This is a genomic window from Parvibium lacunae, assembly GCF_003335215.1.
GTDB classification, from domain to species: Bacteria; Pseudomonadota; Gammaproteobacteria; order Burkholderiales; family Burkholderiaceae_D; genus Parvibium; species Parvibium lacunae.
The window spans coordinates 1-14,867 of sequence record NZ_QPGB01000004.1 but is presented as its reverse complement, the minus strand read 5'-3'; the positions used below and the strand labels follow the sequence as shown (position 1 = coordinate 14,867).

The window sequence follows — 14,867 nt, the reverse complement described above, 5'->3', positions numbered from 1 at the left end:
CAAATGGAGGCGTTTGGCCTCCGATTTTTGGAGAAAAAAATGAAAGTTGTTGCCTCTACACGTACTGCGCAAGGTTCGAGTGCGAGCCGCCGCCTGCGCCACGAAGGTCAAGTGCCCGGGATTCTGTATGGTAACGGTGCCGCTGTTAACCTCAGCGTTGAACATAATCCTCTGTGGCACGCCCTGCAAAAGGAAGCCTTCCACTCTTCCGTATTGGACTTAGAGATTGATGGCAAATCTGAAAAGGCCTTGCTGCGCGATTTCCAACTGCACGCGTACAAAAAGCAAGTGCTGCACATTGATTTCCAGCGCGTTGATCCTAACCAGAAACTGCACGTAAAAGTGCCGCTGCATTTCAAAAACCAAGAAAACTCCCCAGCCGTCAAATTGTCGGGCGGTTTGGTCAGCCACATCATCACCGAGATTGATGTAACCTGCTTACCCGCTGCACTGCCAGAGTTTATCGAAGTCGATTTGGGCGAGTTACAAGCCGGCCACGCCCTGCATGTTAGCCACATTAAATTCCCTGCTGGGGTGAGCCCCGTGTTACATGGCAAGGAAGATCCTGTGATCGTCACGGTGCAGGTCAAAGGTGGCGCAGAAGACGCGAAACCAGCCGCTGAGGCAGCAAAAAAATAAGGTTTGAGCTGCACGATTAAAACCCGCTTCTTCACCCGAGGCGGGTTTTTTATTGGATGATTCCATCACGCCATGTCTACTATTCAATTGATTGTCGGCCTCGGTAATCCCGGTAGCGACTACGAAGCCACCCGCCACAATGCGGGTTTTTGGTTCGTCGATGCGCTGGCGCGCGAAGCGAAGGTGAATCTACAAAAAGAAAGCCGTTTTCATGGCTTGGCAGCTAAAGCGCGCTTGCACGGTAAAGAGGTATGGCTGCTGCAGCCACACACTTTCATGAACCGCTCGGGGCAGAGCGTGGGCGCATTGGCGCGTTTCTTCAAAATTACCCCAGAGCAGATTTTGGTCGCCCATGATGAGCTGGATTTACCACCGGGCGATATTCGCCTGAAAAAAGGCGGTGGCGCAGCGGGCCACAATGGCTTGAAAGACATTCAAGCCAATTTGAGTGCCCCCGACTATTGGCGCTTGCGGGTCGGCATCGGGCACCCGCGTAGCCTGGGGATGGCTCAGCCTGTGGCAGATTTTGTATTGCATAAGCCTGGTAGTGAGCATTTGCGTTTAATTGAAGATGCCCTGATGGCGGCCCAGCGCGCGTTGCCTTTGCTGCTGCAAGGGGATAGCGCCGCTGCGATGCGGCAACTCCACAGCCCAGAGCGGTAAAATATAGCGTTCTCTTAAAGAAAGTAACAGATCATGAGTTTGAAATGCGGCATTGTTGGCTTACCAAACGTAGGCAAATCCACGCTCTTTAACGCCCTCACTAAAGCAGGCATTGCAGCCGAAAACTACCCTTTCTGCACGATTGAGCCGAACGTGGGGATTGTGGAAGTGCCAGACCCACGCCTAACCCAACTGGCCGAGATTGTGAAACCGGAACGGATCGTTCCCGCCACCGTCGAGTTTGTGGATATTGCGGGCTTGGTTGCGGGCGCGAGCAAAGGCGAGGGCTTGGGAAATCAGTTCCTCGCGCACATTCGTGAAACCGATGCGATTGTGAACGTGGTGCGCTGCTTTGATGACCCCAACATTATTCATGTTGCTGGTAAAGTCGATCCGATTGCCGATATTGAAGTGATTGAAACCGAGCTGGCCTTGGCGGATTTAGCCTCCGTCGAAAAGCAACTGACCAAATACAGCAAAGTTGCCAAATCCGGCGGCGATAAAGAAGCCAAACGGCTGGTAGAAGCCCTGGAAAAATGCCAAGCGCAACTTAACCAAGCCAAGCCCATTCGTGCGCTTGATCTCTCACCCGAGGAGTTAGCCGTTCTTAAACCGTTGTGTCTGATTACCGCCAAACCGGCGATGTATGTGGCTAACGTTGAAGAAAATGGGTTTAGTGACAACCCGCTGCTGGATAAGCTCACCGCCTATGCCAATGCGCAGAAAGCCCCAGTGGTCGCCATTTGCGCCAAAATCGAAGCCGAAATTGCGGATATGGACGATGCCGATAAAGCAGAGTTCCTTGCGGATTTGGGCATGGACGAACCCGGCCTGAATCGCTTGATTCGTGCTGGCTTTAAGTTGCTCGGTTTACAAACTTACTTCACTGCTGGCGTGAAAGAAGTGCGTGCCTGGACGATTCATGCGGGCGATACTGCCCCGCAAGCAGCCGGGGTGATTCACACCGACTTTGAGCGCGGCTTCATTCGCGCCCAAACCATTGCCTTTGACGACTACCTTACCTATAAAGGCGAAAGTGGCGCGAAAGAGGCCGGCAAAATGCGCGCCGAAGGTAAAGAATATGTGGTCAAAGATGGTGACGTACTCAACTTCTTGTTTAACGTCTAAGCGGGAATCATTGTTTTTGGGAGTTCGTGAGTATTTCTGTGTATCGCTAACACACTGAACGCAGTTCATCAGCCAGCTTGCGCATACTAAACCCAATTCAGTTCGTCGGACATACAACCACACCGACTATCTGAAGGATCGCGACAAGATAATGCAGCAATGGGCAGATCTCTTGAACTCATCCAAGAGCGGAGCAAGCAACATCGTCTCGATCAAGCCAGCCGAAGCAGCCGCTTAACGTAGTGGTGGCGATTAGTGGATTGGATATGTTGCAATTTCTGTTAAATCGCAACATATTTGATTGACCCGTCGTCAGCAGCGACATAAACTGGGAACATGTCGCAAAAATTCGAAAATTTAACCATGACCAGTTGGCACCCAGACCAGCCTTACAACGACCTGCCCCCTCTGCCCCCTGCCGCAGAGGTGGAAACGCGCCCGGTACTCAAACAGTGCATTGCCGCCCGTGCTGCGCTGGCCGAACTCAAGCAGGCTGCCGAGTTGATCCCCAACCAGGGGGTGCTCATCAATGCGCTGCCACTTTTGGAAGCGCAGGCCAGCTCGGAAATCGAAAACATCGTCACCACGACCGACCGCCTGTTTCAATATCAGAGTGCCGGAGAGCATGCTGACCCGGCCACCCGCGAAGCACTGCGCCATAGCAGCGCCCTGCTGGAAGGATTCCGTGCGCTTAAGCAGTTTCCATTGAACACCCGCACAGCAGAACAGGTTTGCACCCGCATCAAGGGCACGGAAATGCAGGTGCGACGTGTGCCCGGCACCGCACTTGCCAACCAGACCACCGGCGAAGTGATCTATACCCCGCCAGTCGGCGAGGATGTGCTGCGATCAAAACTGGCGAACTGGGAGCGCTATCTTCATGAGGCGCGGGATGTCGATCCCTTGATCCGTATGGCCATCGGACACTACCAGTTCGAGGCCATCCATCCTTTCACCGATGGTAACGGCCGCACCGGGCGCGTCATCAATAGCCTGTATCTGATCCAGGAAGAGTTATTAACGCTGCCAATTCTTTATCTCAGCCGCTACATCATTCGACACAAAGCCGAGTATTACCGGCTACTGCTTGATGTCACACGCAGCCAGGAATGGGAGCCTTGGATTCTCTACGTCCTTCACGGGGTTGAAGAAACTGCACGCTGGACGACCGACAAAATTTCCGCTATTCGCGATCTGGCCGCACTCACCGTCACCCACGTCAAGCAGGCGGCACCCAAAATCTACAGCCGCGAATTGGTTGATCTGATTTTCGACTTACCCTACTGCCGCATTCAGAATCTTGTGGAAAAAAATATTGCTGGTCGTCAGGCAGCCTCCCGCTATCTGAAACAACTCGTGGAAATCGGTGTATTGGAGGAAAGGGCTGTCGGGCGCGAGAAGCTGTTCATACATCCCAAGCTGATGCAACTGCTGACGCGAGATGGCAATACAGTAAATGGATATAAGTGAAGAACCAGCATGAACTGGAATGTCACTTATTTCACGGACATCCTAACCATAGTTAAGGATGAATGGTTTGGATTGTTTTGCAAGTGTAACTGCGCCTTTATTGGGCGGTAAATGACGATTAAATGAGTGAGGTCGCAAGGTGTTATAGCGCCGCTCATGCTCTGCTGTGTGTTGGGCTAATTGCAAACGAAATTCACGAGAAGCGTATTGGCTACCTTGATCCGAATGAAAGATCACTCCCTTCGGATTGCCATGCCGCAACATTGCCATTTCAAAAGCTTCACGCACCAATTGGGTTTGAATGCGCCGACCCAAGTTTGATTTGGTGCGATCATGGTGAGGTTTTGTTGTAATAGGTTCGGGGCACAACCTAAACGATGATTGCACTTGGCCGTGCTCCGTTTGCGTTTGAATTGTCGGCCCATGATGCTAATCTGGCGCATACACCGGCAAACGCGATTGAGGCTAGCTTTGATACCAGACTCAATGAGTAAACCCCGAATCATGCGGTATCCAGCAAAACCATTGGCCTCGAGACATAAACGACTAATCAGTCGAACTAAGGGTTGATTAGTTGTTCTCGTTGTGAGTTGCCGCTTACACCAAGTGTAGTAAGCGCTATGCGAGACTTTAAGCAGCTTATCGAGGCATGGCGACACGACTACAATACTCAGCGGCCTCATAGCGCTATCGGCTATCAAACCCCTGATCAGTTTGCAGACAGTTTTTTAACCGCAAACTCTCAGTCCACTTCGGACTGAATTGGGGAGCGGGCCATGCCTTCTTCGACTTAGCTCAGTTGCCTAGGCTGGGCGCTCCAGCAAACCAAACCCAAACGCCCGCCCGCGCCCTTGTTTAAAGGCGAGGTGGATCCAAGTCATACCAAAGGGTTCCAGGTAGCGGGCGGCAGCTAATTCACCGCAATCCACCGCCGCAAAGCCGATTGCTTCAGCCAGCCCCAGCACTTTGGCGCGGGCATCGATATGGTCACTACAGACTGGCATCATCAGCCGCCCGGTGGGGTAAACCGGGTTCAACATATTTTCAGCGCCGGTAGTGTTGAAGGCTTTGACCACGCGTGCGTTGTGTGCCTGTGCGGCAATGGCTTCAGCCGCGGAGGTGTGGGTGCCAAGCGTCAAACCAGCGAGCCCGGGCGCAAGCGGGTTGGTCACATCAACCAGAATTTTGTTCTGCCAGTCTGGGCGAGCGTTGGCAATGGCTAACGCCGCAGGGTAAGGCACGGCCAAAATCACTAAGTCTGCTTGCTCAATGGCTGGTGCTACGGTTGTGATGGCTACGCCGGGCACCGTTGTTTGCAGACCCTGGTATTTCTCTGGGTCAGGCACCCCTATGCACAGTGGCTCTCCAATCCGCGTCAACGCTTGGGCGAGGGCGCTGCCAACATTCCCCGCCCCAATAACAGCGATCATCTTAGCCCCCCCGCAAACTGGCATTGAGCGTCATTGGCGTCGCTGCGAGAGCCTTAGAAACCGGGCAATTCGCCTTGGCGGTGTGCGCAATTTCTTGAAATTCACTGTCACTGATGCCTGGAATGGTGGCCTGCAAGTTCAGGGTAATGGCGCTGATGGTGAATTGGCCGTTTTGCTGCTGGAGTTCAACTTGTGCCTCGGTTTGCAATTCATCCGCGACGTAACCCGCGCCGGCCAGCATGAAAGACAGGGCCATCGTAAAACAACCGGCGTGGGCAACCGCAATTAATTCTTCGGGATTGGTGCCTGCCAGACCGTCTTCACTCTTAAAGCGGGTGTTAAAAGAATAAGGCTGGGCCTTGAATACCCCACTCTGCGTAGTGAGGTTGCCTTTACCGGTGAGCCCATCTCCTTGCCACACTGCTTGACCACTTCGTTTCATTGCGTTCTCCTGAGGGTTGATTGTTGTTTATTGCCCGAGGGCAGCGATTACTGATTGCGCAGTCAGTCTGCCCGAGAAATTTTGCTGGCCTGTGACAAGGTTGCCATCGCGTACCGCAAACGATCGCCACAAGCCACCTTGAATATAATTGGCACCGAGTTCGCGCAGCCGGTCTTCAATGCGCCACGGCATGACATGCTTGTCGCGGGCGAGTAAGCCGTAGTCCCAAACCGCTTGATCGGCGAAATCTTCTTCGGCGTTGGCAAAGCCCGTCACGGTTTTACCTTTCACCAGATACTCGCCATTACTCAGTTTGGCATAGGCTAAGAGCGCGGTGCCATGACACAGCGCGGCAACAACTTTGCCCTGTTCATAGAAGGCGACAAACGTTGCTTGCAGCGCGGTGGCGCTGGCAAAGGTGAACATCGGCGCCTGCCCACCTGCTACTACCAAGGCATCGTAGTCTGCGATCTGGAGCGTCCCAATGGCTGGGGTATTCGTGAGCTTTTCCATGAGCTGCGGATGATGAATAAACCCCAGGCTAACAATATCTGCCGCTGAGTAACCACTGCTGTCGCGGGGATCACTCATGGCATCCGCGACCACGGGGCCGCCGTCGGGACTGTATATGTCGACGAGATAGCCAGCCTCGGTAAATTCAAGATAGGGGTGTGTCAGCTCACTCCACCAAAAACCAACGGGCCAGCCTGTCGTGCTCGAAACAGCGGGGTTACTGACAACAAGGGCAATCCGCTTGGGGCGGTCGGGGTTAACGCGGTTGGTGTTTTCTACGCTCATCTCTGCTCCTAATTGGGTCGCAACGACTATAAAATGTTGTTTTAATTGGATAAATATCTATAAATGAAACTTAATGTTGTAAATTAAAACAACAATAAGGAGGGTGATAATGGATGTTGCGCAAATGCAGGCCTTTACCAAAGTGGTGCAGTCAGGCAGTTTTACCCGTGCTGCGGCGTTGTTAGGAAGTGATAAGGCACACATCTCACGGCAGGTTGCCGCCCTGGAAAAACAATTACGTATCCAGCTATTGCAGCGTTCGACCCGTGCCCTGCATGTGACGGAAATGGGGCGTGCGGTCTACGAGCGTTGTTTGAGTATTCTTAGTGCGATTGAAGACACGCAGCAGATGGTCAGCCAGCAACATGGGGTTCCCGAAGGCACCTTAAGACTCACCTGTGGCGTTGAGTTTGGTCAACTTCAAGTGAATCACTGGTTGCAAGTTTATCTGGCGCAGTTTCCTCAGGTTCAGGTGGAGGTGGATTACACCAGCCGATTGGTGGATCTCGTGCATGAAGGGGTTGATTTGGCCATTCGTGTCGGTAGCTTGCCGGACTCAAGTTTGCAAGCGCGTAAATTGTGCGAGCTGAGCTATGGCCTATTTGCCAGCCCTGGCTATCTTGATCAGCAAGCAGTACCCACCCACCCGACGGATCTGAGCCAACAGACCTTATTGGCCTTTACTGCAGGAAGTCACCGCCTCAGTTGGTCTTTCCGGCAGGGCAGTCAGTCTTGGGAAATCGCCCTTCCGGCAGCGCAAATCAGGCTCAAAACCAATAATAGTGTAGGTTTGCTGGATGCCGCATTAGCGGGCTTTGGCATCGCCAAGTTACCGCATTTAATTGCCCGGTCCGCGGTAAGCCAGGGGCGGCTGTTATCGTTATTGACTGATTATGATTTACCCACTGTTCCGGTCTACGCGGTTTATCCGAGCACCAAATACTTGAATGCAAAAGTCAGGCAGTTTATTGAAACCGCGCTGACATGCTGCCAAGCGCTAGCGCAAGCCGAGTAGCCCGCGTTTTAGGTCACTGTCAACCGGCTTGTCACCCAGCCAGATATGAAATAACGCGTTGGCAAAATCTTCACCGGGAATCAGCCCGCCTTGCTGTTTACCATCGACGGTGAGGCGTGTGCCGCTCTCTATGCTGTAATCGAAAAGAATAACGCCCCCTTTTTTGACACTGCCAAGTGTACTGATTACTTGCTCAAGCTGCTGCACGCGATCGCGCAATACTTCCTGCCGATTGCTTGGGGTATTGTCTTGCAAGCCTTTGCGTAGTGCCTCTAGAAAGGTGTCGGCACTGAGGTCGCGCAGTAGGCGTATTTCCAAGCGCCGACTGGCTCGGGGTGCCAGCTCGCTGGTTTGACGAATTGGCTCGGCCAGATACAAAGCGGCCACATACACTTTAAACCCTAGCCGGCTACGCACGCCAACGCCATTAAGTTGCAAAGGTTGGCCTGCCATTTGAGTCTGTGGGTTGAAACGCTCTCCCGCGATTTCAGCGGCTGCCAACGGCAAGGCACTGAATAAACAAAGCAACGCTGCGACATAACGCAAACAAGACAGCATGGGTATTCTCCAGAAAGGAAGCAATATCAGCAATAGAATGACAAGAGATCGACGCCTGCAGGGAGCGATTAGCAATCCCCGTATTGATGCTCACCGCCACTCATGATTGCAGAGCGTAGCATGCTTCAACCCTGAGGTCAGCGGGCTGGCTCCTTGACGGTTGATCTGTTCTCGTTTTTGCACGCCAAGCTCGGTTCAGATCATCACAAAGCTATACTGCAGGCTTTGCATTCGAAAGAAAATGCCGTGGCCGCGCTTATTCACCCTGCTCTATGGACCCGTATTGAGACTCGCTTGGCTCAAATAAGCTTAGCCGGCTTGTTGCTGATTCAGTTATTGATTATCTACGTGATGGGGACACAGCCCCCCCTGCAATGGGTGCATGCGCTGTATGACGATGCGTATTACTACCTCGGGGTGGCGCTACATTTGGGCCAAGGGCTCGGCTCCCAGTTTCACCCTCCCTTGCAAACCAACGGCTACCAGCCACTTTGGCTGCTCCTGCTGAGCGGCTTGGGGCTGCTGGCGCAAGGTGATCGGACCTTGCTGGCTCAACTCGCGGTGGCATTAACTGGGCTGATCTGGCTGGCCTGTGCCGGATTAATGCGCCGCCAGCATGTCGTGAGCCCGTTGGCGTTTATTCTCACTTTATTGCTCTATCCCTTTGTCTTTTGTTTTGGGATGGAAACCGTCTTACTGTTACCCGCAATCCTGCTGCTCTTGCGCACCACGCCCTCGCAGTGGGGGTGGCGTGGGGCATGCTTTGCGTTGTTGTTCTATAGCCGGCTGGATGCCTTGGCGCTGGCCCCGGTCTGGACACTTGCTGCTTGGTCAAGCTATGCCTTACCACAAGGGTCACGTCGCCAGCAGTTACAAGCCTGGTGGCATGATGCTTGGCGTTGCGCGAGTCTCACGCTGGCACTTATTCTGCCCTACCTCTTGCTAAACCAGCTGTGGTTTGGCTTGCCCTTGCCCGTCAGTGGCGTTAGCAAGGCCTTGGGCGCTGTGCGTGGCGAAAATATGGCTGTCGCGGTTTGGTATCTGAGCATGGCAGCGCTACCGCTCAGTATGGTGTTGCTCAATACGTACTGGCGTTATCGTTTGCAGTGTGCCGCGCATCCCGCGCAGCGTTTAGGCGGGTTATGTCTAGCCACCGCGGCACTGTGCGCGCTCTACTACGGCCTGTTTTCTGGCTGGCCGGTATGGGATTGGTATGCCTGGCCGTTAGCATTGGCCACGTTGTTTGCACTATCCGCCAGCCTGCACTACCTGGCGTTAAATCTGGCGACAGGCCGCAACATCAATCGGGGCAATGTCGCGTGGGGGATGGTCATTCTGTGTGCCCTGGCCTTGATCGTGGTTAGTGCCTTGTCTGGTGCGCGGCAAATTGCTTACGGTGCCAAAGCGTTTTTCAAACCGGGGTTCAGTGAAGATTGGTATCCCCGACAAAATCTCCTGCTGTTGCAAACCTTTATTGCGCAGCAGCCGCCCGCGGTGGTCGCGATGGGGGATCGAGCGGGATCATTGGGCTATTGGTTGCCCTCCGCCTGGGGCTTTATTCATACCGAGGGCTTAGTCGCCTCAACGGCATACTGGCAAGCCTTGCAGGCAGGGCAAGGCCCCGCTTTTCTGGCGCAGCATGGGGTGCACTGGTTAGTTGTTGATCGTGAGCAATACATGCATGGCGTTGACGCGGCGGGTCAGCCACTGCTGGGGGTTGTGGAGCCGATTCAGGGCCTATCGGCCCGGCAAGGGCCGTACTTACTATGTTTCCCCCCAGCGGCCATTGGCTACCAGCAAACCTATCAAGGGCAAACTCGCTACGTACTCGATTACCACCAACGCGTAAGCTGCCCGACCACTATGGAACAAGACCTGACCACCTTGCGCCAGAAATATGGCGCATTGCGACACTTTAGTTTGCCCAGTGAAGCCCCGGCTGGCTGGCTAAACCGTTGGTTGGGGCTGGTTTGGTAGTGGTTATGTTCGTCTTAAGGTAACGCCACTGGGCGCGAAAGGTAGTTGGTGTAGGCATTGCGAAACTGCCCACCATCAGTGCTCATTTTGGTTTGTTTTGGCCCGCCGCTAAAGACGATGGCGACACCACCGGCAGCGACAACTTCATCGGGATGATCAAAGAAATATTTGACACGATTATCACGCCAGCGCTCATTGCTGCCACCGGGCGTTGTCGCGGGCACCCCCATCGGGGTTTGCCACCAAATCAATGGCAAACCCAATGTGTCGCGAAAGAGCCGTGCGGTCGTTAAGTGCTGGCGGAAATTCGGGGTGCTCACGTTGTTTGTGTCCCAATACCATTGGCTGCCGGTGCGCTGGCACTCTGGCAATGTCCGCGCTTCCATGCAACCGGCATCGGTATCCAAGGTTTGTAAAACGGTGAAGTCGGCTTGGTCCGCACCCAGCTTAAGCATGAAATCAGCCACCTTACTGCTGGGGTATTCGCCCCAGTCTGCAGGCGGAAACCCAACTTTGGTTTTAGGGGCATAGTTGCGGGCCATGCGAATCAGGCACTGCGCGAGGCCGGCGACGTGGTCACCCAGATCAACGCAATCACTGTTGAGCTTCACCTTAGCGCCAACCGTGGCAGGTTCACCGAGCACCGATGCGCGGTGGGCATAGCCCCAAAAGTCTGGCTCAAAATGCACCAGCGCTGGCTTGTTATAAGCCCCTAATTTCTGAAACAAAATCCGCACATTGTTCCAATAGTTGGTCATAAACGTGGTGTCGGTAAGGCCGCTGAGGTTGCCATCACCGTTGGTCGCCATCTGATACAAAGTAAACATCGGAACCGCCCCTACCTGTGCGGCTTCGCGGGTTACTTGATTGATATACTCCCCCGTAGGCAAGACCCAGTAAGGCCACGAAGTAGGCCCGACATTGTTGATATACCGATCATAAATATCAATGCGGCTAATCTGCGCTTGTATGGTGGCGACTTCATTGCCCGTGCCCAGGCCGATCAAAAGCCGTGGGCTGGCGCCCAGCGCCTGTGCCAGCGCGGTTTCTTTACTGGCAGCCGGGCCGACCGACCCTGCCGTGCTGCCACCACCACCGCCGCCACCGCCGCCACCGCCGCCGCCACAGGCGGTCAGCAGCACAATCATGGCACCCGACAAAATTGCCGAAATACGTGAACCATAGCGCAGGAACGAGATGCGGTTAATAGTAGCAATCGACCTAAAAAAATGGGGGGCTGTGGGTGCTGCAAGTAAGCGGTGAAATAGCATGATGATTAAAATAATGATCCCTAGTTGCGCAATGGTACCCTACATTACAATGCCAGCTCAGGGCGGTTCGCCCGATGAAGGAATGCCATGTCTATTTTGTCGACACGACAACACCCTCTAACCCAGCCACGGTCTTTGCTGGCCTTGTTATTTTGTCTCGCCTGCGGATTGATTGCCTGGCGCGGCAGCGCCCTCCCATTTATTGATGAACGCGAGTATTTAGGGCTGGCGCAAAACCTGCTGGCTGGCCACGGCTATATCGATGCTGACAGCCGCTTACTCACCGCCTATCGCCCACCGGGCTACCCGTTTTTACTGGCAGGCTTACAGGCCTTGACCCCCAGTGTGCTGCTACCCAAGTTACTCAATGCTTTTTTCTTGCTGGGCATTGGCCTCGGCTTGCGGCACCTCACCCAACAGTTGCTTCGGGGCCAAACCACCCCGCAAACGCCCCCATTGCCAAGCCTGCTTTCGCCCCAGCAACCCGCTGTGGCTGAATCAGCCACTATCTGGTTATTATTGGCCAGCCCGCTTGCCATCTACACCAGCTCAACCCTTTACCCTCAAATATTCGGCAGCCTGCTATTGGTGTTGGTACTCTGTTTACTCATTCAGCCGCCACATTGGGGCCGTGTGTGTCTGGCGGGTTTGCTCTATGGCTATCTGATTTTAACCATCCCCTCGTTTATGTATATTGCCCCCTTCTGCGCGCTCTATCTGTGGTGGCGCGGGAGCCAAGCACGGCCTGACTGGCGCAGCACGGCCCGCACCGTTTTATTTACCTTCGCTGTTCTGGCCGTGATGGCACCCTGGACCTATCGCAACTGGCAGACCCTGCATGCCTTTGTCCCGGTTTCTACCAATGGCGGGGTGAATTTACTCTATGGCAATTCTGAGAATACCCGCTACAACACCGGCGGCGATTTAGATATTGATGCCTACAAAAAAATCGGTTTTACGCTCAGCGAAATTGATGCTGATCGGTATTATCGGCAGGCAGCCATAGATTGGATTCGCCAGCATCCCACCCAAGCTGTCGAGTTATATGTTGGCAAGTGGCTAAACCATTTTCATTTTCATAACACGCTCTACACCGATGGCCAGACGAGTCTCATCAGTAAACTGGCGGTAGCGTTAACCTATTACCCACTGTTATTACTCTGCTTACTCCGCTTGTGCTACCGGCGAGAATATCCCCTCCATGCCATGGAGAAATTCATTCTGGTGCTTTATGTGATGAATGCCTGCCTGAGTGCGATTTTCTTCACTCGCCTGCGCTTTCGCATTCCCTTTGATTTATTGCTAATCCCTGTCGCAGCAATAGCATGGCAAATTACCTGGCAGCGCTATCAAAACAAGCGTAGTAACCGAACCGCGTAAGCGCCGGATGCGGCTGATTGTTATTCGGTATGTGTGCTTGAATTGATGCAAAAATGGGAGAACGTAAATTGAAGCGCGCAGAACAAAATAATCCTAGAGGCTAGTGTAAATTCAACGAATCCTGACCCTATTGATTGTCCGCATGACTATTACTGGGATGGGGGATGAGCCACGTGAGCTAGGTGGTAAGTTAAGAATATCGCCAGTAAATGATGTTGGCCCAAATGATGTTGACTCAATGGCTCGACAAAATTATGAGAGATATCAAGCTTGGCAAAACGCCAACACAACGCTTAGCCAAGAAAACTGGGAAGCGCAGCAGCGCCGAGAGGGTTGGATTCAACGAGAAAACGCTAAGGGCGATGAAGTACAAAGGCAGCTCTATCGCAACAACCCAGTGCGCGTGACAGTTGAAGAGATTCCCACTTACCAGTCTCTCCAACAACGTTTAGAAGCCAGTCAGCTTGTTGATGAGACGTTTTACCAAGCGAACACTGAAAACGCCCGCCTAACACGCTATGCAGACACCAGCAGCGCCATGCCCCCGCAAGCGCCTAGCGAAGCTGGCTTACTGACCTTTACCAGCAATAACCCCGCGCTCACACAGCCGGTCACTGACCCGGTTAATAGACTCAAAGAAGAAACGCTTGCCTTCTTTGTAAGACGCGGTGCGCAAGCCCCTGAAGGCAGCCTAGCCTATCGCTTCTATGGCACTGGCTATGCTGTGGTAGGCGCTCTGGCCCCAGAGAGCGTACCTGAGTTTATGGCAGGCGCAGCGCTAGGGCCAGTGGGGAGTAAAGTCGGCGGGCTGGGTATTAAGCAACTCAACCGACTGCCCGTGCTGGGTGCTGATGTAGGTGAAGGCATTGCGCAAGGAATCCAAGGCTCAGCCAAGTACTTGCGTGATTTGGGTGTGCCGGATTGGAAGATTACCCCACGGCCTTATGAGTATGGTACGCTGAATGCGAATCCGCTACCATTGTCGTTCGGGAGAGTGGTGGGAGGTACGGCAAGGGCAACAGAATTCAGTCCTATTCCTGAAAGCTACATGAAGCCGGGCGCAACCATAGATATGCGTAAAGCTCCTGAAAGTTCCGGAACCAATGCTGCAGGTTTCCCAAGAAATGGTCCGTGGTTCTGGCGTCAAATGGCAGAAACAAATCCAGAATATTTTGATGCTGCAAATTTGGCTAAAATTAGGGCTGGCCGATCTCCAGTAGTCAACGATACTTGGATTGAAAATTTTCCACAACATCAAGGCTTCTCAAGAGATAAATTGGTTCACCATCATATTGATCAAGGGCCAATAGCTACGCCGCTGCCAGAGACTATTCACCAGAAATGGTACAAGGCTCTACATCCTAACCAATGAGACTGATTATGGACTTTGAATTGTTATGTGTCTCGTTGCGCGAAGCAACGCCAAGTGAGAAAGCCTTGAAGGGGCTTGGATTATCAGACGAAGATGTTCAAGAGTTTACTTCTTCATTTAATATTATTCCTAGAGATGGTGGCGTCTCGATTACGAACTCAATGGATGTTGTGAAAGAATTTTTTACTCAATATGATCCGTCCAATCTGGAAGTTGGGATGATCCGGTTTTTAAGTGCGCCGAAAACTGTTGAGGCAGGGCAGATCATTGGTCAGGTAGAGGCAGATCCATTGGTGGTTGATAAGTCTTCTGGCAAGGTTTTTGTTGCTGATTTAACTTCGCCGGGAAATACTCTCTGGGAGTGTGCCGATAGTGTAGAAAAATTCTTGTTGACGTTAGTGCCAGCGGCAAATTATCTTGGCCAGTGCCTTGTCGATCATACGGTGCGCACAAATAAAGCTTTGTCGAAAAATACCTTAGACGCGTGCGTTTCGATAGCTGGTGGTAACCGCTATGAATCTTTTTTTAGGATGATTCTTGGAATAGAATAGGGTCACGCTATGCAGAAACCAGCACCAGCGACACCACCAACCTTGACACCAGCACCAACAGCTTTGACAACGGCAGCATGGCCCGCGCCCTCAACGTCAACCCCAGCGCCAACCAAGCGGGCAGCACCGTGGTTGCCAACAGCTTCCTACAAAACCTTGCCAGCACCACCCTC

17 protein-coding genes are annotated in these 14,867 nt (G+C 53.1%); 10 read left to right on the top strand and 7 right to left on the bottom strand.

Going from position 1 to position 14,867, the window contains the following annotated elements; genetic code table 11:
- Positions 1-39 precede the first annotated feature (39 nt).
- From DU000_RS09195 to fic, 4 genes are all read left to right on the top strand, one after another.
- Positions 40-639, top strand: a complete 600-nt coding sequence (locus DU000_RS09195; RefSeq protein WP_114403116.1) for a 50S ribosomal protein L25/general stress protein Ctc — start codon at positions 40-42, stop codon at positions 637-639.
- A gap of 72 nt (positions 640-711) precedes the next feature.
- Positions 712-1,302 (top strand): aminoacyl-tRNA hydrolase, encoded by a 591-nt coding sequence (gene pth / locus DU000_RS09190; RefSeq protein ID WP_114403115.1) that lies wholly within the window; start codon positions 712-714, stop codon positions 1,300-1,302.
- 33 nt (positions 1,303-1,335) lie between these two features.
- Positions 1,336-2,430: a redox-regulated ATPase YchF gene (gene ychF, locus DU000_RS09185; protein ID WP_114403114.1), complete on the top strand. Its 1,095-nt coding sequence runs from the start codon at positions 1,336-1,338 to the stop codon at positions 2,428-2,430.
- 336 nt (positions 2,431-2,766) lie between these two features.
- Positions 2,767-3,900, top strand: a complete 1,134-nt coding sequence (gene fic, locus DU000_RS09180) for a protein adenylyltransferase Fic (RefSeq protein ID WP_275667805.1) — start codon at positions 2,767-2,769, stop codon at positions 3,898-3,900.
- 42 nt (positions 3,901-3,942) lie between these two features.
- Here fic and DU000_RS13180 read toward each other — a convergent pair whose 3' ends face one another.
- Together DU000_RS13180 and DU000_RS13175 are read right to left on the bottom strand one after the other, a co-directional pair.
- Positions 3,943-4,215, bottom strand: coding sequence for a DDE-type integrase/transposase/recombinase (locus tag DU000_RS13180; RefSeq protein ID WP_420812135.1), 273 nt, complete (start codon positions 4,213-4,215; stop codon positions 3,943-3,945).
- Positions 4,134-4,583 (bottom strand): IS3 family transposase, encoded by a 450-nt coding sequence (locus DU000_RS13175; protein ID WP_420812134.1) that lies wholly within the window; start codon positions 4,581-4,583, stop codon positions 4,134-4,136. Before DU000_RS13175 ends, DU000_RS13180 begins: the two co-directional genes overlap by 82 nt.
- Here DU000_RS13175 and DU000_RS13170 point away from each other — a divergent pair.
- Positions 4,521-4,661 carry an integrase core domain-containing protein gene (locus DU000_RS13170; protein ID WP_114403112.1) on the top strand — a complete coding sequence of 47 codons (141 nt, stop codon included), beginning with the start codon at positions 4,521-4,523 and terminating at the stop codon, positions 4,659-4,661. The two genes, DU000_RS13175 and DU000_RS13170, sit on opposite strands and share 63 nt — an antisense overlap.
- 42 nt (positions 4,662-4,703) lie before the next feature.
- Here the strand turns inward: DU000_RS13170 and DU000_RS09165 are convergent, their stop codons facing one another.
- Genes DU000_RS09165 through DU000_RS09155 form a run of 3 tightly spaced genes read right to left on the bottom strand, consistent with a single transcriptional unit; the run spans position 4,704 to position 6,570 of the window.
- Positions 4,704-5,330 (bottom strand): NADPH-dependent F420 reductase, encoded by a 627-nt coding sequence (locus DU000_RS09165; RefSeq protein ID WP_158529674.1) that lies wholly within the window; start codon positions 5,328-5,330, stop codon positions 4,704-4,706.
- 1 nt (position 5,331) lies between these two features.
- Positions 5,332-5,772 (bottom strand): OsmC family protein, encoded by a 441-nt coding sequence (locus DU000_RS09160; RefSeq protein ID WP_114403110.1) that lies wholly within the window; start codon positions 5,770-5,772, stop codon positions 5,332-5,334.
- A gap of 27 nt (positions 5,773-5,799) precedes the next feature.
- Positions 5,800-6,570 carry a type 1 glutamine amidotransferase domain-containing protein gene (locus tag DU000_RS09155; RefSeq protein ID WP_114403109.1) on the bottom strand — a complete coding sequence of 257 codons (771 nt, stop codon included), beginning with the start codon at positions 6,568-6,570 and terminating at the stop codon, positions 5,800-5,802.
- A gap of 109 nt (positions 6,571-6,679) precedes the next feature.
- Here DU000_RS09155 and DU000_RS09150 point away from each other — a divergent pair, with 109 nt between their 5' ends.
- Positions 6,680-7,585, top strand: coding sequence for a LysR family transcriptional regulator (locus DU000_RS09150; protein WP_114403108.1), 906 nt, complete (start codon positions 6,680-6,682; stop codon positions 7,583-7,585).
- Here the strand turns inward: DU000_RS09150 and DU000_RS09145 are convergent.
- Entirely contained in the window at positions 7,568-8,143 is a 576-nt protein-coding gene (locus tag DU000_RS09145) for a chalcone isomerase family protein (RefSeq protein WP_114403107.1), read from the bottom strand. The two genes, DU000_RS09150 and DU000_RS09145, sit on opposite strands and share 18 nt — an antisense overlap.
- A gap of 246 nt (positions 8,144-8,389) precedes the next feature.
- On the opposite strand from DU000_RS09145, the gene DU000_RS09140 reads away from it, so the two are divergent.
- A complete protein-coding gene (locus DU000_RS09140; protein ID WP_147266990.1) occupies positions 8,390-10,120 on the top strand; it encodes a hypothetical protein in 1,731 nt (576 codons plus the stop codon).
- A gap of 14 nt (positions 10,121-10,134) precedes the next feature.
- On the opposite strand, the gene DU000_RS09135 is transcribed toward DU000_RS09140, so the two are convergent.
- Entirely contained in the window at positions 10,135-11,268 is a 1,134-nt protein-coding gene (locus tag DU000_RS09135) for a hypothetical protein (RefSeq protein ID WP_240001862.1), read from the bottom strand.
- A gap of 210 nt (positions 11,269-11,478) precedes the next feature.
- Here DU000_RS09135 and DU000_RS09130 point away from each other — a divergent pair, with 210 nt between their 5' ends.
- From DU000_RS09130 to DU000_RS09120, 3 genes are all read left to right on the top strand, one after another.
- The gene (locus tag DU000_RS09130; protein WP_114403105.1) at positions 11,479-12,771 is read left to right on the top strand and encodes a hypothetical protein; all 1,293 of its coding nucleotides are present in this window, start codon (positions 11,479-11,481) and stop codon (positions 12,769-12,771) included.
- A gap of 142 nt (positions 12,772-12,913) precedes the next feature.
- Complete coding sequence (locus tag DU000_RS09125; RefSeq protein WP_114403104.1) at positions 12,914-14,143, top strand: hypothetical protein; 1,230 nt, start codon at positions 12,914-12,916, stop codon at positions 14,141-14,143.
- 8 nt (positions 14,144-14,151) lie between these two features.
- Positions 14,152-14,694 (top strand): hypothetical protein, encoded by a 543-nt coding sequence (locus DU000_RS09120; protein WP_114403103.1) that lies wholly within the window; start codon positions 14,152-14,154, stop codon positions 14,692-14,694.
- Positions 14,695-14,867: the final 173 nt, after the last annotated feature.